Source organism: Streptomyces sp. NPDC031132, from assembly GCF_055570595.1.
Genome location: NZ_JBVIGX010000017.1, coordinates 15034 through 36619 on the forward strand (window position 1 = coordinate 15034; position 21586 = coordinate 36619).

At 69.6% G+C, this 21586-nt stretch carries 15 protein-coding genes and 1 CRISPR repeat array; of the genes, 10 read left to right on the plus strand and 5 right to left on the minus strand.

Annotated features, from left to right (window positions below; genetic code table 11):
- Positions 1–286: 286 nt before the first annotated feature.
- From casA to cas2e, 7 genes are read left to right on the plus strand one after another with little or no spacing between them, the layout of a single operon-like run.
- Positions 287–4825, plus strand: coding sequence for a type I-E CRISPR-associated protein Cse1/CasA (casA, locus tag ACZ49B_RS24040; RefSeq protein ID WP_468309323.1), 4539 nt, complete (start codon positions 287–289; stop codon positions 4823–4825).
- On the plus strand, positions 4822–5562 hold the full coding sequence (gene casB, locus ACZ49B_RS24045) for a type I-E CRISPR-associated protein Cse2/CasB (protein WP_468309327.1): 741 nt from the start codon (positions 4822–4824) through the stop codon (positions 5560–5562). Before casA ends, casB begins: the two co-directional genes overlap by 4 nt.
- Positions 5559–6779, plus strand: coding sequence for a type I-E CRISPR-associated protein Cas7/Cse4/CasC (cas7e, locus tag ACZ49B_RS24050; RefSeq protein ID WP_468309330.1), 1221 nt, complete (start codon positions 5559–5561; stop codon positions 6777–6779). The genes casB and cas7e overlap by 4 nt, the downstream gene beginning before the upstream one ends.
- Positions 6776–7549, plus strand: a complete 774-nt coding sequence (gene cas5e / locus ACZ49B_RS24055; RefSeq protein WP_468309333.1) for a type I-E CRISPR-associated protein Cas5/CasD — start codon at positions 6776–6778, stop codon at positions 7547–7549. The genes cas7e and cas5e overlap by 4 nt, the downstream gene beginning before the upstream one ends.
- The gene (gene cas6e, locus ACZ49B_RS24060; protein ID WP_468309336.1) at positions 7549–8259 is read left to right on the plus strand and encodes a type I-E CRISPR-associated protein Cas6/Cse3/CasE; all 711 of its coding nucleotides are present in this window, start codon (positions 7549–7551) and stop codon (positions 8257–8259) included. The genes cas5e and cas6e overlap by 1 nt, the downstream gene beginning before the upstream one ends.
- Positions 8256–9206, plus strand: a complete 951-nt coding sequence (cas1e, locus tag ACZ49B_RS24065; protein ID WP_468309338.1) for a type I-E CRISPR-associated endonuclease Cas1e — start codon at positions 8256–8258, stop codon at positions 9204–9206. Before cas6e ends, cas1e begins: the two co-directional genes overlap by 4 nt.
- Positions 9203–9550, plus strand: coding sequence for a type I-E CRISPR-associated endoribonuclease Cas2e (gene cas2e / locus ACZ49B_RS24070; RefSeq protein ID WP_468309340.1), 348 nt, complete (start codon positions 9203–9205; stop codon positions 9548–9550). Before cas1e ends, cas2e begins: the two co-directional genes overlap by 4 nt.
- A gap of 1211 nt (positions 9551–10761) precedes the next feature.
- Here the strand turns inward: cas2e and pip are convergent.
- Both pip and ACZ49B_RS24080 read right to left on the minus strand, forming a co-directional pair.
- Entirely contained in the window at positions 10762–11724 is a 963-nt protein-coding gene (gene pip, locus ACZ49B_RS24075; RefSeq protein WP_468309342.1) for a prolyl aminopeptidase, read from the minus strand.
- A 135-nt stretch (positions 11725–11859) separates the two neighbouring features.
- Positions 11860–12747 carry a recombinase family protein gene (locus ACZ49B_RS24080; RefSeq protein ID WP_468309345.1) on the minus strand — a complete coding sequence of 296 codons (888 nt, stop codon included), beginning with the start codon at positions 12745–12747 and terminating at the stop codon, positions 11860–11862.
- 37 nt (positions 12748–12784) lie between these two features.
- Between ACZ49B_RS24080 and ACZ49B_RS24085 the strand changes: the two genes are divergently transcribed.
- Positions 12785–13075 carry a hypothetical protein gene (locus ACZ49B_RS24085; protein ID WP_468309348.1) on the plus strand — a complete coding sequence of 97 codons (291 nt, stop codon included), beginning with the start codon at positions 12785–12787 and terminating at the stop codon, positions 13073–13075.
- A gap of 257 nt (positions 13076–13332) precedes the next feature.
- Positions 13333–17232 carry a MobF family relaxase gene (gene mobF, locus ACZ49B_RS24090; RefSeq protein WP_468309350.1) on the plus strand — a complete coding sequence of 1300 codons (3900 nt, stop codon included), beginning with the start codon at positions 13333–13335 and terminating at the stop codon, positions 17230–17232.
- Between the two features lie 516 nt (positions 17233–17748).
- A CRISPR array of direct repeats spans positions 17749–18083; the repeat unit is 29 nt; unit sequence CTGCTCCCCGCACCCGCGGGGATGACCCC.
- 333 nt (positions 18084–18416) lie between these two features.
- Here the strand turns inward: mobF and ACZ49B_RS24095 are convergent.
- The 3 genes from ACZ49B_RS24095 to ACZ49B_RS24105 all read right to left on the minus strand — a co-directional run bounded on the left by ACZ49B_RS24095 (position 18417) and on the right by ACZ49B_RS24105 (position 20763).
- Complete coding sequence (locus ACZ49B_RS24095) at positions 18417–18932, minus strand: hypothetical protein (RefSeq protein ID WP_468309353.1); 516 nt, start codon at positions 18930–18932, stop codon at positions 18417–18419.
- 121 nt (positions 18933–19053) lie between these two features.
- Entirely contained in the window at positions 19054–19632 is a 579-nt protein-coding gene (locus ACZ49B_RS24100) for an HD domain-containing protein (protein ID WP_468309355.1), read from the minus strand.
- 12 nt (positions 19633–19644) lie between these two features.
- On the minus strand, positions 19645–20763 hold the full coding sequence (locus ACZ49B_RS24105; RefSeq protein WP_468309357.1) for a helix-turn-helix domain-containing protein: 1119 nt from the start codon (positions 20761–20763) through the stop codon (positions 19645–19647).
- A gap of 118 nt (positions 20764–20881) precedes the next feature.
- Here ACZ49B_RS24105 and ACZ49B_RS24110 point away from each other — a divergent pair, with 118 nt between their 5' ends.
- Positions 20882–21358, plus strand: coding sequence for a hypothetical protein (locus ACZ49B_RS24110; RefSeq protein WP_468309360.1), 477 nt, complete (start codon positions 20882–20884; stop codon positions 21356–21358).
- The last annotated feature ends 228 nt before the right edge of the window (positions 21359–21586 follow it).

Consider the following 21586-nt stretch of genomic DNA (forward strand, 5'->3'; position numbering starts at 1 on the left):
TGATCGTGGTGGCGTATCGGCCCCAGGTGGCGGGTCAGGTGCCCCTGGGGGTCGAAGTCGATGACGCAGACCCGGGCGCCGGTCTCGGCCAGGGCCCTGGTGATCGTTGTGGTCCGCGCGTCACTCACACGAGTGAAGTCGGCGAAATGGCGTTCGGGGCAGGTTTGATGCCTCGATCATGAGCGGGTTCCCCTTACTCGAGGGTGAGCACGGGGGCCCGCACTCCCGGCAGGGACAGGCGTTCCCGCTGGCGGTGGGGGGGTACTGCGGTCCTGGGGGGATCGAGATGCATCAGGGAACATCGCACTGGAGCGTCGGGCTGACACCCGCCGCGCGCACGGTGTGGGCCAAGCACGACCAGAACGCCGGGCAATGGCTTCAGCTCTGGCGGCACATGGCTGACTCAGCCGCGATGGCGGAGCGCCTGTGGGACGAATGGGTGCCGCACAACGTGCGCACGCTGGTCGCGGAGAGCCTTCCTGGCGGGGATGACGACGCCAGGCTGCTCGTCGTATGGCTGTCGGCCATCCACGACATCGGCAAGGCCACGCCGGCGTTCGCGTGCCAGGTGGAGCAACTCGCGGGCGCCATGCGTTCCGAGGGGCTGGAGATGCCGACCGCTCGGCAATTCGGAGACGCCCGCAAGCGGGCCCCACACGGGCTGGCAGGCCAGGTCATTCTGGAAGAGTGGCTGGAGCAGCAGGGCTGGTCTCCCCGCGCAGCGATGGCTTTCGCCGTGCCCGTCGGGGGCCACCATGGTGTGCCCCCGGGGCACGAGCACTTCGACCATCTGCACCAGCACACCGAGTTGTTACGTACGGCGGGCCCGAGCGAACCGCTCTGGAGGGGCGTCCAGACTGAACTGCTGGACGCGTGCGCTGCGGCCTACGGCGTCCAGGAGCGACTGGCGCACTGGCAATCGGTCAAACTGCCGCAGCCGGTCCAGGTCGTGCTCTCGGCTCTTGTGATCTTTGCGGACTGGATTGCCAGCAATTCGGACCTCTTCCTCCTCTTCCCCGAGGACCAGCCTCGCGGGGACGCGGAACGGATTGAAGCCGCGTGGCGTGGCATCGAGCTTCCGCCGCCGTGGTGGCCGGCGCCCGTGGCGGAAAGCGCGCAAGTGCTCTTCCAAGCGCGGTTCGGGCTCTCCCAGATCCGTCCCTTGCAGGAGGAGGCCGTTCGGCTCGCACGGGGGGTTCAGACTCCTGGGCTGATGATCATCGAGGCACCCATGGGGGAGGGGAAGACCGAGGCCGCGCTCGCTGTGGCGGAGATCTTCGCTTTTCGTACGGGGGCAGGCGGATGCTTCGTCGCCCTGCCCACCCGGGCGACGGCCAACGCGATGTACGGCCGCATGCGCAACTGGCTCACGCGCCTGCCGGGGGATGAGGTCCGCACCGTCTCCCTGGCTCACTCGAAAGCCTTCCTCAACGATGACTTCGCCCGGGACCTGCGGGCCGGCGCCCGCACGATTGCCGCCGTCGACCTCGACGGCGCGACCACCTCGCGCTGGTCCGCACGAGACGACCAGCGCGCCGCGGCCTCCGACCTGGTTGCGCATCAGTGGCTGCGTGGCCGCAAGAAGGGCATGCTGGCACCGTTCGTCGTAGGCACCATCGACCAACTGCTCTTCGCGGGGCTCAAGAGCAGGCATTTGGCACTGAGACATCTCGCTCTGGCGGGCAAGGTCGTCGTCATCGATGAGGTCCACGCCTACGACGCCTACATGAACGAATACCTGGAGCGCGTCCTGTCCTGGCTCGGCCAGTACAAAGTGCCCGTGGTCATGCTCTCGGCCACCTTGCCTGCCGACCGACGCCAGGCCCTTGCCCGCGCGTATGCCCAGACGGCCGACGGGTGCGAAGAGCTGGTGGAGACGGACTCCTACCCCTTGATCAGCGTGATCTCGGACGGCGGGGAGCTGATGGTCAGCACCCCGCCGGCAGCGGCCGACCGGCGCGGCGAGATCATCCTGGAACAGCTGGACGACGGAATCGGCTCCCTGGCGGACCGCCTGGAGAGCGAACTCGCCGGGGGCGGCTGCGCACTGGTCATCCGGAACACCGTCGACCGTGTCCTGACGGCGGCGGAGGTCCTGCGGGAGCGCTTCGGGCCACAGGGGGTGGCGGTGACCGTGGCCCACTCCCGGTTCACCGACCTCGACCGGGCACGTTTGGACGACCGCCTCGTCGCCGAATTCGGGCCTCCCCCACGCAAGCGGCCTGCCGGCCCGCACATCGTCGTCGCCAGCCAGGTCGCGGAGCAGTCCCTCGACATCGACTTCGACGTTCTCGTGACCGATCTGGCTCCGGTCGACCTGGTCCTCCAACGCATGGGGCGTCTGCACCGTCATCGCCGTGGTGACGGACAGCGCGAGCGCCCGGAGCGGCTGCGCACACCCAGGTGCTTGATCACCGGGGTCGAATGGGAGGAGGCGGAGCTGCCGGAGCCGGCGCCGGGATCGGTCGCCGTGTACGGACGCCACGCACTCCTGCGTGCCCTGGCCGTGCTGCGGCCGCATTGGGCTGGGCGGCCCGTGGTCTTGCCCGACGACATCAGTCCGCTCGTGCAGGACGCATACGGTGCTCCCACCCCCCACGTGCCCCAAGGCTGGGCCGAGCCCATGCAGAGCGCGCTCGCCGAGCACGAGCAAGCCATGGCAAAGCAGCGCCGACAGGCGCAAGCGTTCCGTATCGACGAGGTCCGCAAGCCCGGCCGCTCCCTCATCGGATGGCTCGATGCAGGCGTCGGTGACGCGGACGACACACGCTCCGGCCGCGCCCAGGTCAGGGACGGCGAAGAATCCCTCGAGGTCCTCGTCATCCAGCGTCGCAGGGACGGTACGTACGCCACGCTGCCCTGGCTGGACCGCGGACTTGGGAGTCTCGAACTCCCCGTCGACGCCGTTCCGGCTCCTCGCGCGGCCCGAGCCGTGGCCGCCAGTGCACTGCGGCTTCCGTACCACTTCAGCAAGCCCTGGCTCATCGACCGGGTGATCGCAGAGCTCGAACAGTTCTGCCCGGACGCGTGGCAGGCCAAGGAGAGTTACACGCTGGCCGGGGAGCTGTTCCTCGTACTCGACGAGGATTGTCAGACCCGCCTGGCAGGCTTCGAACTTCGCTACAGCGAGAGCGACGGCCTGGAGGTCACTCCGGTCGGCGCCAAGGACGTGAAGGTGGTGAAAGGCGTGCCCGGTTTTGACCTCATCTCTCGTCCGTGGCTGCCCGTCCAGTTATGCGACGGCTCAGATGCGGAGCTCTCCTTGAAGGAGGTCTTCGCCCGTGCCGCCGGCATCCGGCGGCTGGTGGGCGACGTTCCCACCCAGGAATTCGCGCTGATGCGGCTTCTGCTGGCCATCCTCCACGATGCAGTGGACGGCCCCGAAGACGTCGATGCCTGGCAGGAGCTCAGCGAGAGCCCACAGCCGCTGGCCGCCGTCGGGCCGTATCTGGACCGGCATCGCGAGCGGTTCGACCTCCTCCACCCCACCCAGCCGTTCTTCCAGGTGGCTGATCTGCGGACGCAGAAGGACGAGGTTTTCTCCCTCAACCGGATCGTGGCCGATGTCCCGAACGGTGACCCCTTCTTCACGATGCGCCAGCCCGGCGTCGAGCGGCTCGGCTTCGCCGAGGCAGCGCGGTGGCTCGTACACGCCCAGGCCTTCGACACTTCCGGGATCAAGTCCGGTGCCGTGGGCGACCCCAGGGTCAAGGGAGGCAAGGGCTATCCGCAGGGTGTCGCATGGGCCGGCAACCTTGGGGGAGTGTTCGCCGAGGGAGACGACCTCCAGCAGACGCTCCTCCTCAACCTCGTCGCCACCGACACCACTGCACTCACCATCGACGAGGACGACCGGCCCGCGTGGCGCCGCGAACAGTGCGGCCCGAACGTTCAGAGCGATCTGGTAGCCCGGCCCAGCGGTCCCCGCGACCTCTACACCTGGCAGGCCCGCCGTATCCGCCTCCATCACGACGGTCATGCCGTGCACGGTGTGGTGCTCTCGTACGGCGACCCTCTTGCAGCATCGGACGGTCACCGCCGCGAGCCGATGAGCGGCTGGCGCCGTAGCATCCCGCAGGCAAAGAAACTCGGCCGCCCGCTGGTCTACATGCCTCGCCAGCACGATCCCGCCCGCTCCGCCTGGCGCAGCCTCGCCTCCCTCCTCGTGTCCGCCACGGAGGAACAATCCATTCAGCACGGCGAACCCGCCCCGTACCTGCGTGCCGGGGTGCTGAAGTGGATCGCCGAGCTCACGCACGAGCGCCTGCTGCCCCGGGACCTGCTGATCCGCCCTCGGCTGATCGGCGCGGAATACGGCACTCAGCAGTCGGTCATCGACGAGGTCGTCGACGACGGTTTCGCAATGTCCGTTGTGCTGCTGCACGAGCACGACCAGCGGTATGCGCGGGAGGCCATCGCTGCCGTGGAGGACAGCACCAAGGCCGTCAACGCTCTCGGAGACCTCGCGTCCGACCTGGCCAAGGCCGCCCGCCGGCTCACAGAGGCGCCCCGCGACACAGCACGTGACCTGGGCTTCGGACTGCTCGACGGGGCCTACCGGCAATGGCTGGCAGAACTGGGCAACTGGGAAGACCCCGCAGATGCCCGAACCGCCTGGCAGCGGACTACGTACCGGATCGTCCGCGACGCCGCAACAGGGCTCCTCAACGACGCCACCGAGCCCGGGTGGTTGGACAACGCCGCCTCCGAACGGACGTTCCGCTCACGGCTCAGCAAGGCGCTCCCGCTGCGTCACGGCGACGCTCACCGCAACGACGGCGCGGACGGTGAACAGAACGACCCCATCAAGGAGGCAGTCCGATGACCGAGACCGCGCCGCCGACGCCGGCGCCCACTCCGCCACCCCAACACGTTCCAGTACGAGGCACGCTGAAGGCCAAGGAACTCAAACCGCTGGGCCAAGCCGTCGCCCGGCGCATCCGGATCCTGCAGGACGACTACCGCAACGACAGCTCCCAGGCCGTCCAGGCGCTCGCACGCCTGCGCAGGGGAATCGGCCGACAGGCGACCGAGATGCCTGACCTGTGGGGCCTGGTGGGCATGGAGCAGTTCTACGCCGCCCAGCCCCACGACCGCCGGATGAACGAGGCAGAAGTACTGCGAGCCGAACGCGCCGCACATGTCGCCGTGACCCTGTGGGCCCTGCACCAGCAGTCCAATCGCACCAAGCCGATGCACGTACCGGACGGAGCCTCCCTGGGCACCGCCGTACGGCATCTCATGTCCGGCACAGACTCCGACGAGCCCATCCGCAAGCGGCTCTTACGTGCCGGAACCGCGACGACGTTCGACGTGCTCGCGCAACGTCTGCGTGAACTGGTCGTACTCCTGCGCACGGCCGAGATCCCGCTCGACTACGGCCTGCTGGCCGAGCAGCTCGAGCAGTGGCAGAAACCCGGAGGACCGAGCCTGGTCCGCCAGGCATGGGGACGCAGCTTCCACGCCTACCACTCCTCGGCCGACGCCGGCCGACAGCAGGGCGAAGCACCCGAACGTACCGAAGCCGACGCAGGCACGAACGAGACGAAGGACCAGACGTGAGCCGCACCATCCTCGACGTACACATCCTGCAGACCGTCCCCCCGAGCAACATCAACAGGGACGACACGGGAGCCCCCAAGAGCGCCGTCTACGGAGGGGTACGCCGCTCCAGGGTCTCCAGCCAGGCATGGAAGAAGGCCACCCGCAAGGCCTTCGAGGAGCTGCTGGACCCCGCCGAGCTCGGCGTCCGTACGAAAAAGGTGGTGGAGGCCCTCACCGAGCGCATCGTTGCGCGTGAGGAATCGCTGACCGCACAACAGGTTTGGCCGATGGCCGCCGAGATCATTCAGGCCGCCACCGGTGCCAAGATCGAGGCGACCACGCGCAAGACGACCGCGAAGGGCGGCAAGGCGGGCGCAGACGACGAGCCGGCCGAGCCGCAGGCCCCCCAGTCCTCGTACTTGCTCTTCCTCAGCGCTCACCAGCTCGACGCACTTGCGGAGCTGGCCATCGAAGGCATCGCCAAGAATGCCGAGCCCAAGGTGTTCCTGAAGGAAGCGGACATCAAAAAGCGGGCGAAGGAGGCCGCAGCCACCCGGCACTCCGTCGACATCGCGCTCTTCGGCCGGATGGTCGCAGACACCACCGACATCAACGTCGACGCTGCCGCCCAGGTTGCCCACGCTCTCAGCGTGCACCCCGTCGACCTGGAAACCGACTACTTCACCGCCGTCGACGACCAGAACAGCGATGCCGAACCAGGCGCAGGGATGATCGGCACCGTCGACTTCAACTCCGCCACCCTTTACCGCTACGCCGCCGTAGACATCGACCTGCTGGCCAAGAACCTGGATGCCGGCCTCAGCGACGCCGAACGCGCAGGAGAGCCCGTACGGCGCGCAGTGGAAGCCTTCATCGAAGGCTTCACGCTGTCCATGCCCACCGGCAAGCTCAACACCTTCGGCAACAACACGCTCCCGGACGCCGTGATCGTCAAGCTGCGTTCCGCCCGCCCCGTCAGTTTCGTAGGAGCCTTCGAGAACCCCGTTTCCCAAGGCGGCACGACGGAAGGCCACGTGGCAGCTGCCTGCCAAGCACTGGCAGAACACATCCCGGCCGTCGAAGACGCCTTCGGCGCACCGGCGGACCACACCTGGATCGTGCGTGTCGGCCAGCAGACCCAGCACCTCGCTCCGCTCGGAGAGCAGGTCAACCTGCGGGAGCTGGTCAGCCAGGTGGGCACGGCCGTGACGGACCGGCTGGGGAAGCTTGGATGAGCATCTTGGCCCTCCGTCTGGCAGGGCCCCTGCAATCGTGGGGGTCCTCCGCCCGGTTCGCTCGTCGCACCACCGAGACCGCGCCCACCAAGAGCGGCGTGCTCGGCATGCTCGCCGGCGCACTCGGCCGGGATCGCAGCGCAGACCTGTCCGACCTAGCAGCACTGACTTTCGCCGTACGGATCGACCAGGCGGGAACGCGCCTGCGCGACTTCCAGACCGCCCATCACGCCGACACCGGGAAGGCGATGCCCATCTCGGAGCGCTTCTACCTGGCCGATGCAGTCTTCGTCGCAGCAGTCGCCGGCGACGACGACGTCATCCGCGCCCTCAACGAAGCCGTGAAGGCCCCCGTCTACCTCCCCTACCTGGGCCGACGGTCCTGCCCGCCGCAGGGTCCGGTCGACCTCGGGATCAGAGACGGCGACGACCCGGCGACAGCGCTGCGCGAAGAACCCTGGCACGCCGCTGAATGGCATCAGAAACGGCAATGGAGGAAGGCGGCAGTTTCCCTGCCGCTCCTGTCCGAAGCCGTCGCCGGAGGCACCCTCGGATCCACCCTCCGCGACCAGCCCATCAGCTTCGACCCCTCCCACCGTCGATACGCCCTGCGCGGAGTCGTATCGACCTCGGTCGACGTACCGAACCCCTACCACCGGCCCGACAAGCAGCCCACGCGCGCGGCCCGACGCCCGCTGCCCGTCCCCCGCCACACCCCGGAAGCACTTCTCACCCCGCTGCCGACGCAGTTCCCGCTGGACGGCCACTGATGTACCTGACCCGATTCCGCATCAACACCGCGCGCCTCGGCGCCCGCCACCTCCTCGCCTCACCGCAGCACATGCACGCAGCAGTCATGTCCTCCTTCGCCGGCGCCCTGCCCAGCGAGGGCAACACCTCGCGGGTCCTGTGGCGCCTCGACCGCAACGCCCGCGCCGAAGTACTGCTCTTCATCGTCAGCGAAGACCGCCCCGACCTCACCCACCTCGTCGAACAGGCCGGCTGGCCCACCACCGCCTCCTGGCAGACCTACGACTACAAGACCTTCCTCGACGGACTCACCCCCGGGAGCGTCTGGGACTTCCGCCTCACGGCCAATCCGGTCCATCACATACGACGCACACCAGACGAGCCCCGCAAGAGGACCGCGCACCGCACACCTCGCCACCAGATGGACTGGCTCCTCGCCCACCAGGAGCACGCCGGTTTCCGCGTCCTGGAAACCCCCGCAGACAAGCGCCGGCTGGCACAGGGAGACGAGCACCAGCTGACGGTCCGCGACGAGCAGCGGCACCGGTTCGGCAAGACCGAAGCGGCGACCGGCCACGCCAACCGGGTACCGCTGGTGACGGTCACGTTCGACGGCCGTCTCCAAGTCACCGATCCGGCTGCCTTACGTCGCACCCTCACCCTGGGTCTGGGCAAGGCGAAGGCGTACGGCTGCGGCCTGATGACGCTCGCCCGAGGCGGGGGACAGTGACCACCGTCGCCCAACGCCGCACATCCTCCCCACGGGAACTCACCCGCGTTGCCGAAAGGATCTCCTTCCTCTACCTGGAGCGGTGCACCATCCACCGCGACGCCAACGCCATCACCGCAGAGGACGCCGACGGAACCACGCACATCCCGTCCGCCACCATCGGCACACTGCTCCTCGGCCCGGGGACCCGCATCACCCACCAGGCGATGACCGTCCTCGCCGAAAGTGGCGCGGCGGTTGCCTGGGTGGGCGAACAGGGCGTGCGCTACTACGCCGGAGGACGAGCGCTCAGCCGGTCCTCGGCCCTCGTAGAGGCCCAGGCCACGCGCTGGGCCAACCGCCGCACACGGCTCGAGGTCGCTCGCGCGATGTACCGGCTCCGGTTCCCTGACGAAGACCCCTCCGGCCTGACCCGCCATGAACTCCTGGGCCGCGAGGGACAACGCCTCAAGGAGTGCTACCGCCGCCAAGCCGAACGCACCGGCGTCCCCTGGCGCGGACGCCACTACGTCCCCGGGGATTTCACGGCGGGTGACGCGCCCAACCAGGCCGTCACCGCCGCCGCCCAGTGCATGTACGGAGTAGCCCACGCGGTCGTGGCGGCACTGGGCTGCACCACCGGCCTCGGATTCGTCCACTCCGGACACGAACTGTCGTTCGTGCTGGATATCGCAGACCTGTACAAGACCGAAATCGGCATCCCCGTCGCCTTCGACGTGGCAGCCGAGAGCGACCAGGACGTCGGCTCCCGCACACGCCGTGCACTGCGCGACGCAATCAACAAGACCCGCCTGCTCGACCGCTGCGTGGACGACATCAAACTGCTACTGCTCCCCGACGGCCCCACCGTGGCCGTACCGGCGGGGGATGACCTCGTCACGCTCCAGTCGGACCGCGACGTCCCTGTTCCGGCCGGCCGCAACTACGCCGACGAGGTGACCTGGTGACGGTCATCGTCCTGACCCAATGCCCGGTCGGCCTCAGGGGCTTCCTGACCCGCTGGCTCCTCGAGATCTCGCCCGGAGTCTTCATCGGAGGTCCGTCTGCGCGGATCAGGGCGACGCTGTGGGACGAGGTGAAGCAGTACGCGGGCAATGGGCGCGCCCTTCTCGCTTACAGCACCGACAACGAGCAGGGATTCGCCTTCGAGACCCATGACCACAGGTGGCACCCGGTCGATCTGGAGGGCGTCACCTTGATCCACCGCCCGAACGACCGCGCTGCCCCACCTCCGCGGACCACCGAAGGCTGGAGCAAGGCAGCCCAACGCCGCCGCTTCGGAAACCGGTAAGGGCGGATTGAATCCTGATGCCGGATTCTCAACAACTGCTTGAAAATGGCCCACACTCCCCATAGACCCGCAGGTCAGGAAGTCTGCTCCCCGCACCCGCGGGGGATGACCCTTCTCCACGTACTGGTTGGAACCGTAGAAGAACTGCTCCCCGCACCCGCGGGGGATGACCCAAGGAGATCTGAGATGCGCGATTTCATCCTGGCTGCTCCCCGCACCCGCGGGGGATGACCCCTAGTTGTTTCTTCGACTACCGGTAGTACGTGGCTGCTCCCCGCACCCGCGGGGATGACCCCGAGTGGCAGCCGATGCGGCGCGCATGGGAGGACTGCTCCCCGCACCCGCGGGGATGACCCCTGGGCGCGGTCGCACCGGTTCGTGGTCGTGACCTGCTCCCCGCACCCGCGGGGATGACCCCATCAACCCCGGCGGTTTCCTGCGGGGCGTGAGCTGCTCCCCGCACCCGCGGGGATGACCCCGAGGCTGCCGCGTTCATCGAGGCGAGTGGCGGCCTGCTCCCCGCACCCGCGGGGATGACCCCGTGTTGACGACGGTGTCGACGCCGCGGAAGTTCTGCTCCCCGCACCCGCGGGGATGACCCCTTGTAGTGCTTGGCGGTGCCGCCGCCGGACGGCTGCTCCCCGCACCCGCGGGGATGACCCCGGCTCCCAGAGCGGCCCCAACTTGAGCGTCGCCTGCTCCCCGCACCCGCGGGGATGACCCCAGCGGAGGCGCTTTACTCGACCCTGTAAGGAGCTGCTCCCCGCACCCGCGGGGATGACCCCATGAGCGGTTTCAGAGACATGTCACCCCTTCTCTGCTCCCCGCACCCGTGGGGATGACCCCGGAGAGGCCAGGCTGTCTCCACGAGCGACCCCCTGCTCCCCGCACCCGCGAGGATGACCCCGAACGTGACGGGTACCAGGCCGGGCCGAAGTTCTGCTCCCCGCACCCGCGGGGAGGACCTTCAGTTTTTCGGCCACCGCGACCTAGAACACCCCTTGCTCCCCGCACCTGCGGGGATTGCCCCTGCCCAAGCGCACCGGTGTATGGGGGTACGGCCGCTTCCTTACCCGCGCAGCGACTTTTGTCCGCGGACAAAAGTCAGGCATCCCAATCTCGATGTTCAACTGCTGTCGGGCGACATGGATATGTCAGCGGTTGGCGACACGTTAGGTGTCAGCGACTCTGGATCGCCGGGCTGTCTGGTCTCATCCCTGGCGAGCGAATTGGTCGAGGGCCTTGAGTACATGGGCGCGGGTCGTATCGCTACCCAGATGGCCTGCGTTGCCGACGATGGTCAGCTGGGCATCGGGCCAGGCGCGGGCGAGTTCCCATGCGGTATCGAGCGGGCCGGCCAGGTCGAGCCTGCCGTGGACCAGCACGCCCGGGATACCGGCCAGGCGGTGCGCATCGCGCAGGAGTGCGCCTTCCTCCAGCCAAGCGCCGTGGGAGAAGTAGTGCGAGCAGATGCGGACCAGGGCCAGTTGCGCGGCTGGCGGGCGGTCGCCGTACGGGTTGGAGGCGCCGTTCGTTTCCCCGGACAGGACCGCGTCCTCCCAGGCGCACCAGTCGGCTGTGGCCTTCTCCCGTACCGCGGGGTCCGGATGTTCCATCAGGTGTGCGTAGGCCGCGACGATGTCACCGTCCCGCGGTGTGCCGCCGGCTCCTTCGAGGAAGTGGTCCCACTGCTCGGGGAAGAACCGGCCTGCACCTCGGTAGAGCCAGTCGATCTCGGAGCGCCGAGTAGTGGTGACGGCGGCGATGACGATCTGCGACACCCGCTCCGGGTAGGTCTCGGCGTAGGCCAGGATCAGCGTGGAGCCCCACGAGCCTCCGTAGAGCAGCCAGCGGTCGATACCCAGGTGATTCCGAAGCCGCTCCATGTCGGCGATCAGGTGTCGGGTGGTGTTGTGGCGCATGTCGGTCGTGGGTTCGCTTGCGTGGGGGGTGCTGCGGCCACAGCCGCGCTGGTCGAACAGGACGAGTCGGTAGCGGTCCGGATCGAAGTACTGGCGTGCCCCTGGTCCGCATCCTGATCCCGGTCCGCCGTGGACGACGAGTGCCGGCTTGCCGTCCGGGTTTCCGCAGACCTCCCAGTACACGAGGTTGCCGTCGCCGACGTCGAGCATCCCCTTCTCGTACGGCTCGACCGGCGGGTACAGCTCGCCCATCTTCCAAACCTCCTGGCAACCAAATGCAACATGAACAAGGCCTTGTAGTAGACAACATGGCTGAGGTGACACCGTCGGCTACTCCGGCCCCTGCCCGATCGGCTGGCTGGGTTCTCGGCTGGTCACCGACGGTTGTCAGGCGGCCCAGCGCGGAGGGCGGTGATCCTTGGCACGTCTGTGGTGGCCGCGGCTTCGTCGTACGCGGCGAGGGTGCGGTAGAGGTGGAACGGCCGACGCCGAGGTGCTTGGCGATGGCGGTGACCGACTCCTTGCCGTCGCGGCGGCGGAGGGCGACGGCGAGCATGTCGCCGTCGATGGCGGGCGGGCGGCCGCCGTGGGTGCCGTTGGCCGCGGCGGTGTGTCCAGGCCGATCAGGATTCGTTCGTGGATGAACTCCCGCTCGACCTCGGCCATCGCGGCGAAGACGACGCACAGCACCTTCCCGGCGCCCTGCGGGTCGTACATCCCGGACAACGGGCTGCCGAGGATTTCCAGGTGATGGTCGCGTTCGGCGAGGTCCTGCGCGGAGGTGATCAGCTCGATCATGTTGCGGTCGAGCCGGTCGAGCCGGTCGAGCCGGTCGAGCCGGTCGAGCATGGTGACGGTGAGGGTGTCGGCCGGACGGAGGTCGGCGAGGGCGGCGTTGTACTCGGGCCGGATCTTCTCCCGGGTGCCGATCTTCTCGACGTAGATGCGTACGCACCCGGCCCCTCTGAGGAGGCGGACCTGTCCGGCGAGGTCCTGGCCTTTGCTGGAGACGCGGGCGTAGCCGATGCGGTCGCCGGACCGCGCAAGCGCGTCGCCGATGGCGAGGTGGGGTTCGAGGCCGGGCTGCCACGGCCGGCCCGGACTGCGCGCGGCGCGGATGCGGATCGCGGGCCCGGACTCCAGCGCGGGGATCTTGCCGTAGCGGCCGGTGTGGTAGTCGACGGCGACGTCGGAGTTCGCCCTCGAACACGCCTGGGCCGACCCCGGCCTCGGCGGCCCGTACGCCCTGCGCCGAGTCGCCCCCGCCCACTTCACCCTCGCCCCACGCCTGGACGTCCTCACCGACGAGCAGATGAACGCGATCCACCCCGGCAACCACAGCGCGACCTGGCGCAACCCCAACGGCACACACCGCCGGCCCCTCCAGCGCGACGTCCTCAGCGACCTCGACGCCAGCGTCCTCTACCAGGCCTGGCACGACGGCTCCGTGCCCAGCCGGCGAGGACGGGCCATGGGCCCACGCCGTCGCCGGACTCATCAACGCCGGACTCCTCACCGTCACCACCGTGGTGACGCCGTCCTGGCCGACGACGTCCAGTACAGCCTCCGCGCCATCGACACCGACGACGTCAATCCCTACTGACACACCTCATGTCGCCGACCACTGACACTTTCTGTCGCCGGCCACTGGCATCCGTCTGTCGTCCGACACACGTCATCTTGCCGACTACCGACACGTCGTGGCGTCTCCCACTGACGTTCCGACGTCGTCCGATACCCCTGGGGCGCGTCACAGCGGCTCCGGGATAAGGCATAGGCGAAGGATGTTTAGCACTCCAGGTATCTTTGATACACGATCATGAGTTGGGAAGCGGCGCGGCCGGGTGAGGGGGTGGACGGGTGGGGTATGCCACGCCCATCTACGCCCCCGAGCAGGTCGACTACCGGCTGAGCGAGGACTGCGGGTGCGACCGGGCCGAGGATGCTCAGGTCGAGTACCGGCTCGCCGGCGAGAGCACGCTGCGGTGGATCGGCGGGGGACTGGGCGATCTGGATCTCGTCGCCGGGGAGCGCGTCGATCCGGATGCCGCCCGTGCGCTGATGGACGGTCGGGACTGGCGTAGCGGCGAGCAGCTGGTGGCCCGTAAGAAGGCCCTCGACCCGCGGGGGAAGGTCACCGCGCGCGTGCTCGTGGACGCCGTCTCCGAGGCCGCGGCCGATGCGGGGCTGACGGTCTCGGCGTACCTGGGGCGGCCCGCATTGGCGACGCGGTTCGCTCGGGCCGAGCGCGGGGTCATGCGCGCGGGGGAGATGCACCTGCTGCCCCTGGCCGACGCCGAGCAGCTGGCCGCGGCCGCCGGGCTCGACCTGGACGGGTTGTACGGCGCCGAGGTCGTGGCCGAGGCCCGGAAGTGGATGCGCCGCCGGGTGGACGTCGGTCTGCGCGGCGTGGACATCACCCTCGATCTACCGAAGAGCATCTCGGCCGCGTACGGGCTGGCCGGCGCCGAGCTCGCCGGACTGCTCGAGGAGGAGTGGCTGGCATCAGTCACCGAGGCCGTCGACGCGCTGGAGGGCTGGGCGGCGTACGGGATGGCCGGGCACCACGGGGACGGACGCAAGGCCGAGCGGGTGGAGACGTCCGGCCTGATCGGCTGGACAACCCTGCACCGCTCCGCGCGCCCGGTCGACGGCGCGCCCGGCGACCCGCACCTGCACGTCCACGTGAACATCGCGCACATGGCGAAGTGCGCGGACGGCAAGTGGCGCACGATCGCGGGCGGCGGCGAGGACCTGCACCGTTATGCCCACCTCGTCAACGAGATCGCCGAGGGCCGGCTCCGGGCCCGCCTCATCCAGTCGTACGGGGCCCGCTTCGAGCGGTCCGCGACCACCGGGGCGTGGGAGCTCGCCGGAGTCGACGCAGGGCTGCGGGACGCTTTCTCGCGGCGCCACCGGCAGGTTCTCGAGCTGGTCGGCGAGGGCGCCTCACGCGAGCAGCAGAAGACGGCGGCCCGCAGGAGCGCGGAGGCCAAGGAGGACGCAGGTCCGGGTGCGCCGAGGCAAGCTTGGCGCACGCGGGCGGCCGCCGTGCTCGGCGGCGAGGCCGCGGTCGACGCGATGGTCGCGGCCGCGCTGCCCGGACCGGACGGGCCCATCCCACCACTGTCTGCCGGCAACGGCGGCGGGCCGCGGATGCCGGGTCCGGCCGAAATCGCGGCCCTGGTCTGGGACGCCGAACACGGGCTGACGGCGGCGCGGAAGGCCGTGGCCCACACGCACGTCATGGCGGCCGTCGCCAAGACGCTGCCCTACCTCCTTTCGGTGCAGCAGCTTGCGGCGCTGACGGACGAAGTCCTCGCAGTCGGCGGCCACGCGGTCCGCCTGGCCGACTCCAACCGCGGCCACCACACGCACCGGCAGCGCTACACGCACACCACGGTCGTGGCCGCCGAGCAGGCCGTCATCGAGTGCGCCGCGGCGGGGCTCGAGCAGCAGCTGGCCCGGCTGACGGCCCAAGCCGCCGAGTTGACGCTCGCATCCGTCGAGGTCGCCCACTCCGCTGCCGACCGGCCGTTCCGGTTCAGCGCCGAACAGCGCGCCGTCGTGATCCGGCTGCTGACCGCCGGACACGCAGTCGACGCGGTCATCGGCGTCGCCGGCGCGGGCAAGACCACGCTCATGGAGGCCGCCCGCACCGGATGGGAGGCCGCGGGCCAGCGCGTGGCCGGCGCCTCCACCGCGGCCGTCGCCGCCGCCAACCTGGCCGCCGAGGCGGGCATCGCCTCCCGGACCGTCGCCGCATGGACCCGCGAGATCAGCGGCGGCCGCGGCCTGCACGGGGTCGGCGTCCTCGTCATCGACGAGGCGGCCATGGTCGACGACCGCGCCCTCGCCGCGCTGCTGCAGCATGCGGCCACCACCGGCACCAAGGTCGTCGCCGTCGGCGACCCGCTCCAGCTGCGCGCGGTCGGCATCGGCGGCAGCTTCGCCCGTATCCATCGCATCGTCGGCGGACTGGAACTCACCGAGAACCGCCGTCAGCGCGACATCGTGGAGAGAGCCGCCCTGCAGGACTGGCGCACCGGAGCGCGCACCGGCGCACTCGCCTCCTTCGCCGCCCACGGGCGCGTGCACGCCGAGGACACCGCCACCCAGGCCCTCACCTCCCTGCTCGGGCACTGGAACGAAACCCGCGCCCGCTGGGCCGGCGACCCCCACCGGCAGGTCGGCGACCTCCTGCTGCTCGCCGCCCGCCGCGCGGACGTTGCTGCCCTCAACGCCGGTGCCCGCGCTGTGCTCGTCGCCTCCGGCGAGCTGGGCGAGGGCCGTACGTACGCGCTCGCGAGCAGCAGCGGCGGCGGACGGATCGCGTTCGCCGCCGGCGACCTGGTCCACATCCGCCGCAACGACTACCGCAGCCGACGCGACGCATCCGCGGTCGACGTCCTCAACGGCTTCCGCGGAGTCGTCCTCGAGGTGCACGCGCAGCGGGGCGCCCTCGTCGAGTGGCGCCGCCCGCGGCCGGACGGCGGATTCGCGATGCACGAAGCCTGGATGTCCCCCCGCGACATCGCGGAGGGCCGCCTCACCCACGCGTACGCCATGACGATCGGCTCCGCACAGGGCCTGACCGCCGAAGTCGCCCTCGCCTACGGCCTGCACGCCGACTCCCACACCCTCTACCCGGCCATGTCCCGGGCCCGGCAGGAAAGCCACCTCTACCTCCCCCTGAACGAGCTCGAGGACCACCCCACCCGGGCCGACCTCGGCCCGGTCCGCAGCGACGCCGAGCGTTTGGCCCGCGCCGTCGCCGCGTACGGCCGCCGGCTGCAGGGCAACGGCCACGACTTCATGGTCACCGACGAGCTCACCCGCGTCGGGACCGCGGAGGAGCCGGCCCACACCCCGTGGCGGCAGCGCCCGTACGGTGATCTGCCCGCGCACGACTTGTACGCCCGGGCCGACGAGGAGAGCACCGCCGTACAGCGCGCCGCGCAGCAGGCCACCGAGTACGAGCGACGGGCCGCCGAACACCAGCGCCGGCTCGAGGCACCCGTCACACCGGGAGCGGCTTTGGCGGCCGAGGCGTACGAGGTCCTTGCCCGTGCCGATGCCTGGACGCAGCGTGCGCGGGAGGAAGCGGAACACCACGTGGCGGCAGAGCAGCACGCCGAAGCGATGCACCGGATCAGGGACGGGATCGCGCAGTCCGCGAAGAAGAGCCGCACGGCACTCCGCCTGGCTGGCACCAGCCGGAAGGAAGCGCTGGCGCTCACCGCCCACTACCAGCAGCAGTACGAGACCGCGACGACCGAGGCCCAACGGGCCGCGCACGCCTCCGCGCAGGCACTGCGGGAGGCGTGGCAGACCCTCACGGCCTACCCCCACACCGCCCTGCTCGCGCAGGCCGGGACCTCGATCCCGCCCAGGGACGCCCAGTCGATGCAGGCGACCCTGGAGACGATGCGGCAGCGCGTCCCGGTCCTCGCCGGTCGCCTGGACGCACGCGTAGCAGAGGACGTACGGGAACTGCGCGGCAACGCGGCGGCCCAGCGCGCCGCGGCCGACCGCCATCGCGCGAGCCTGAGCGAGATCCAGCGCGAGGCTGCGCTGCGCCAGGAGATGCAGTCCGCATCCCCCCTTAGCCACGCCCGCGAAGCCGCCGAACGCGCCGCGGCCCTGCGTGAACAGCAGCACCGCCCCCCGCCGCAGGCGCCTGCCCCTGCCGGGCAGCCGCGCCCTCCGCACGTACCCCTCCCGGACCACGCCCCCGGCCCCCGCCCTCCGAGGGCATAGCCCGCACGACTGTGGCGCCGCCCCAGGCCGGGGCGGTCGCCCCTCACGTAGAACCTGGAGCAGGGGACCGGGCCCTCTCCGGCTTCGGACGGCCTGATCCGGAGAGCGCGCAGAGAATGTCGCGTGCTTGGGCCTCGAATCCACCAGTCAGGCACCACGGGTTGGCTGCGCCCTGCGCTGCGCTCCGGTACTCGCCTCGCCAACTGAGTTGTGAGAGACGGTGGCGAGCGCGTTGTGGCCGTGCATCGTGAAGGGCAGCACAGTGGCTGGGGCTGTCTGTGGTGCGGAGTAGCGCCCGTGCACCGGATACCGCGTGCGGCTATCGGCTGGGCGCACCTTCTGTGGCTGAGGCTTCACCGGGCAGAGACGGCCGTCCGCTCGCACCATTCCCGGCCCGCAGGACGGGTCCGGCCCTACAGACGTGATGGCATACAGGTAGATGCGCCGGGTTTGCCGGTTCCGGTGAAAGTGCTTCAGAACGCCCTCCGGCCGACCTAAAGTGGCAGGTCAGCAAGACTGCTCCCCGCACCCGCGGGGATGACCCCCCCCGAGACTGCCGACAAGGAGATGGAAGCGGTCTGCTCCCCGCACCCGCGGGGATGACCCCTGCGCGCGGACCTTGACCGGAATGGCATCCTTCTGCTCCCCGCACCCGCGGGGATGACCCCGGCGCCACCGCCTGCGTTTCCCTCAGCGGCGACTGCTCCCCGCACCCGCGGGGATGACCTCGGGACAGTTCCACCACCCCCGCCGCCCTGAGGCTGCTCCCCGCACCCGCGGGGATGAACCCACCCAAGGGTTGGCCGCGCCGCCGCCTACCCACTGCTCCCCGCAGCCGCGGGGATGACCCCGTGTAGGTCTTCGATCCGGTCGGTGGTGTCGGTCATGGTGTCCCGATCGTCAGGGGCCGCGGGTGGTCCACTGGCCAGGCTAGTGACGGGGCTGGGGTGGTGCCGGCTGCGCCGCGGGGTGTCAGACGAGCCTGGCGCGGATGGGGAAGCGGGCGGCGCTGGTGCGGCGGCTGAGCGGAGCACCTCGAGGAGGCCAGGCGTGGTGCGCCGGAGGTTGAGGTCATGTGCCGCGGTGGGGGCGTGGTGAAGTTGGTGGCCATCCTGGTGCCGGAGAGGGCCTCGTTGCGATCGAAGACCCCGGAGCCAGTTACGCGAGCGACAGGACAGTTCAGGTTATGGCAGTTCGAGTTCAGGTAGGGAGAGGCAACCTGTGATCGTCTGCACGATCCGTTCCTCGAAGTCCTCTTCGCCGCGTTCCGCGCGCGGGCCGACCAGGTCGGCCGCCTTGAGGGCGGGCAACAGCAAGTTGGGTTCCTCACCCACCCCGGAGGCCAGCGTCTCGAAGCTGAAGCCGGTGTGCAGGCGACCGTCACGGTAATACTGGAACCAGGGGCGGTGGGCCTTCGCACTGCATGGTTCGGTGATGAACACGGCGAGTTCGCCGCCGGGTGGGCACACCTTGCCGTAGTCGGTGTCGTCGTAGTCGCCCTCATCCCAGCTGAGCATGTCGTGCATCATCAGGCCCCAGTCGGTGCCCTTGCCGTAGGCAAGCGGCCGACGGTGCACGCCGAGGAGTCCCTGCGTGAGCGTGTCCAGGGACATGCCCCGAAAGAAGACGACATTGGTCTCTTCTTCGTGCGGGAGTGGACCGTGTATCCATGCGAGCGGACCGTGTATCCAGTGCTTCATACCGGCAAAGTAGAGGACCGCACTGACACCGCTACCCCAAACTGCGGCGATCACCAGACCACACAGGCCACCGAGCCCCCAGGAGCCAGTGGGAGAGGGGGCGCCCTCTTCGTACCTGGGATCAGGACTTCTCACCAAGAGCAGCCCGCAGCCAGTCGAGTGAGCCCTGCCCGAGCAGCTCATCAGCCAGACGCTGCCCGGTTTCTGTCGTGAGCCGAGCCCGGCTGTTGTCGATCCACCTCTGCGCACTCGCATAGCCCTGCGCCTTGTATTCGATGCCCTGGAGCATGCACTCCAGTTTGTCTGCATCCCGTGCGCAGACGGCCTCCGGCGAGTCCTTGCCTTCGTACTCGGCGACGAGGTCCTGGATCGCTGACGCGAGCAGCTCGGGCATGCCGGCTGTCTGGTCGGCCGTGACCGCCACAGGGTCGGCGCCGGCCGCGTACTTCTTTCCGAGGTGGTTCACGTCACCGGTGCGGGTCTCTTGGGTGTCGTGCCAGACCGCGAGGAATGCTGCCCGGGCAGGGTCGGCGCCCTCCAGCTTTGCGATGATCGACGCGATGAGAGAAGTACGCCAAGAGTGTTCGGCGACGCTCTCCGGGTTGTTGATGCCGGCCATCCACCAGCCCGTGCGGCGCGTGTGCTTCAGCGTGCCCGCTTCGTAGAGGAAGCGGGCCACCGCGGACAGGTCGTCAGCCACTGTGTCTCTCCTTTACGCCTCGGCGAGGCGGATCGCGTACCGGATGCCTTCCAGCTCTCGGCGCGCACGCGTCGAGGCCGTGGTGCTATCCAACAGCACGGGTAGCTGCGCTCGCAGCGCGCGTCCGGTGTCCGAGCTCGCGCGGAGAAGTCCCGGCCGAGCGGCGAGAAGCGCCCACAGCGTGTGCACGTTCAGATCGAAGAACCCGTGGTGGGGGGCAAGACCGGCCACGAGGTGTTGGAGCAGCCGGTGACCGTGCCAGGTCATCGTGCGGGGGGCGGCAATGAAGTCGTCGGACAGCTCGGGGTGCGTTGACTCCCCGATCCAGTAGGCCCAGTAGCTGAGGTTGGCCGCCTCCCCTGCGTCGTCATCGTCCAGTGCCGTGGAGATGAAGTGCTGCATTCGGTCACGGTCGCCCTGGCGGGCGGCTACGGCAGCGACGGAGCGGGAGGTAAGCCACTGACTGAGCCAGTCGGAGGGCCGCTGGGTTTCGCGCTGCTGGGCGAGCCAGTCAGCTGCGTCGGCCGCGTCGTCGTAGCCCGCGAGGTAGAGGGCCTGGCGACGGAGGAGGAACTGCCATCCGTGGTGGGCCTGCTCGGCCATGCGCCGCATGTGCCCGAAGAAGCGGCGGCGCTCCTCCCGGGTGAGCTCGGGCTGGCTGGCGGCAGGCCCGCGTCGGGAACGCGGCGGCACCGGAAGAGCCCGCATGGGCTCCGGAGTGACGCCGTTCACCGGCCAGGCGAGCACCTCAACGAGGTCTCGCTGCATGACCCAGGCGCCGAGCGGACTGTCGCTAGGGGTGCACTCGTCGTCGAGCGCGCTGGCTAGCAGTACATCTGCTTCCAGCGCCTTTTCCAGGGCGAGGAGCAGAGGGGGGCTGGCGCCCATCCGCATCAGCCGGTGTCGGTGCACCAGCATGTGGCCGACGGCGAGGGCGGTCAGCGGGCGGCGTCCGGTTTCCCATCCGGCGATCGTGTCCGCCGATACCGCGAACGCCTCCGCCAAGGTTTCTTGCGTATGGCCGAGCTGCTCGCGGATGACGCGGAACACGTAGCCGGACACGATGCCGCCGCGGCCTCGCCACTGCTCTCCCTGACCGCTGGTCAGGGTGGAAGTCGGGTTGTTACCCATGACGCTCCACCTCCCCGCGCGCGCCGCCAAGTAACCCGTACTGGGGGTCACTTCGACCGGCGCGGCACGAATTCTACGCTCGTGTCACCACCCGCTGACGACGATAGGGAGCGCAGCCGTGAGCCGTTCAACATTGGCCGATTGGCTCGCAGACAGCCATCCCGACCCCAAGGAGGCACGGGCCGAATGGACGGATCGCGGCGTCGCGGTGATCCCCGTAGGCACGCTTTTCGGGGCGGTGCGGATCCCCGAGGCGATCGTCCACGCAGCCGTGCAGTCCCAGGACCCCGGGGAGATCGAGACCGTCCTCTCCGACCGCCTCGACGGGCCCGTCATCCACGACGGCCGCGGCCGCAACTACTACATGCTGATCAATTCCGAAGCGACCCTCGACTGGGGCACCTCGGCCCCCGGCGTCGAGTGCCTGCCCCCAGGAACATACCTAGGCGTCCCCGCAGTCGGGGTCTCCCACTACACGCCTGGGACACCCGTCTACTGGGCCGTCCTCGGCGTCACGCCAAGGCATTGCGACTCGGCCGCGATCGCGCTCCTCGTCCGCGTCGGGGCTGCTCGGCTCAGCGAGGCTGCGGCCTGATGGCCGCAAGCTTGGGGCGTATGCAGCGCCAGGCGTACGACCTGACACGGCTGACGCGGCGGGTCGAGGCGTCCGAGGCTCATCCCGATGGGGTGTGCGCGCGAGAGATCATGCGATGTCTTTCATGTGTGCAGCCGGTTCCGATCGCACCCAAGTACGGCGGCCCGATGGCTGACTGCCGGGTCTGCCGGCACGCCTGGTCCGTATGGCATGACGCGGTGTACTGCT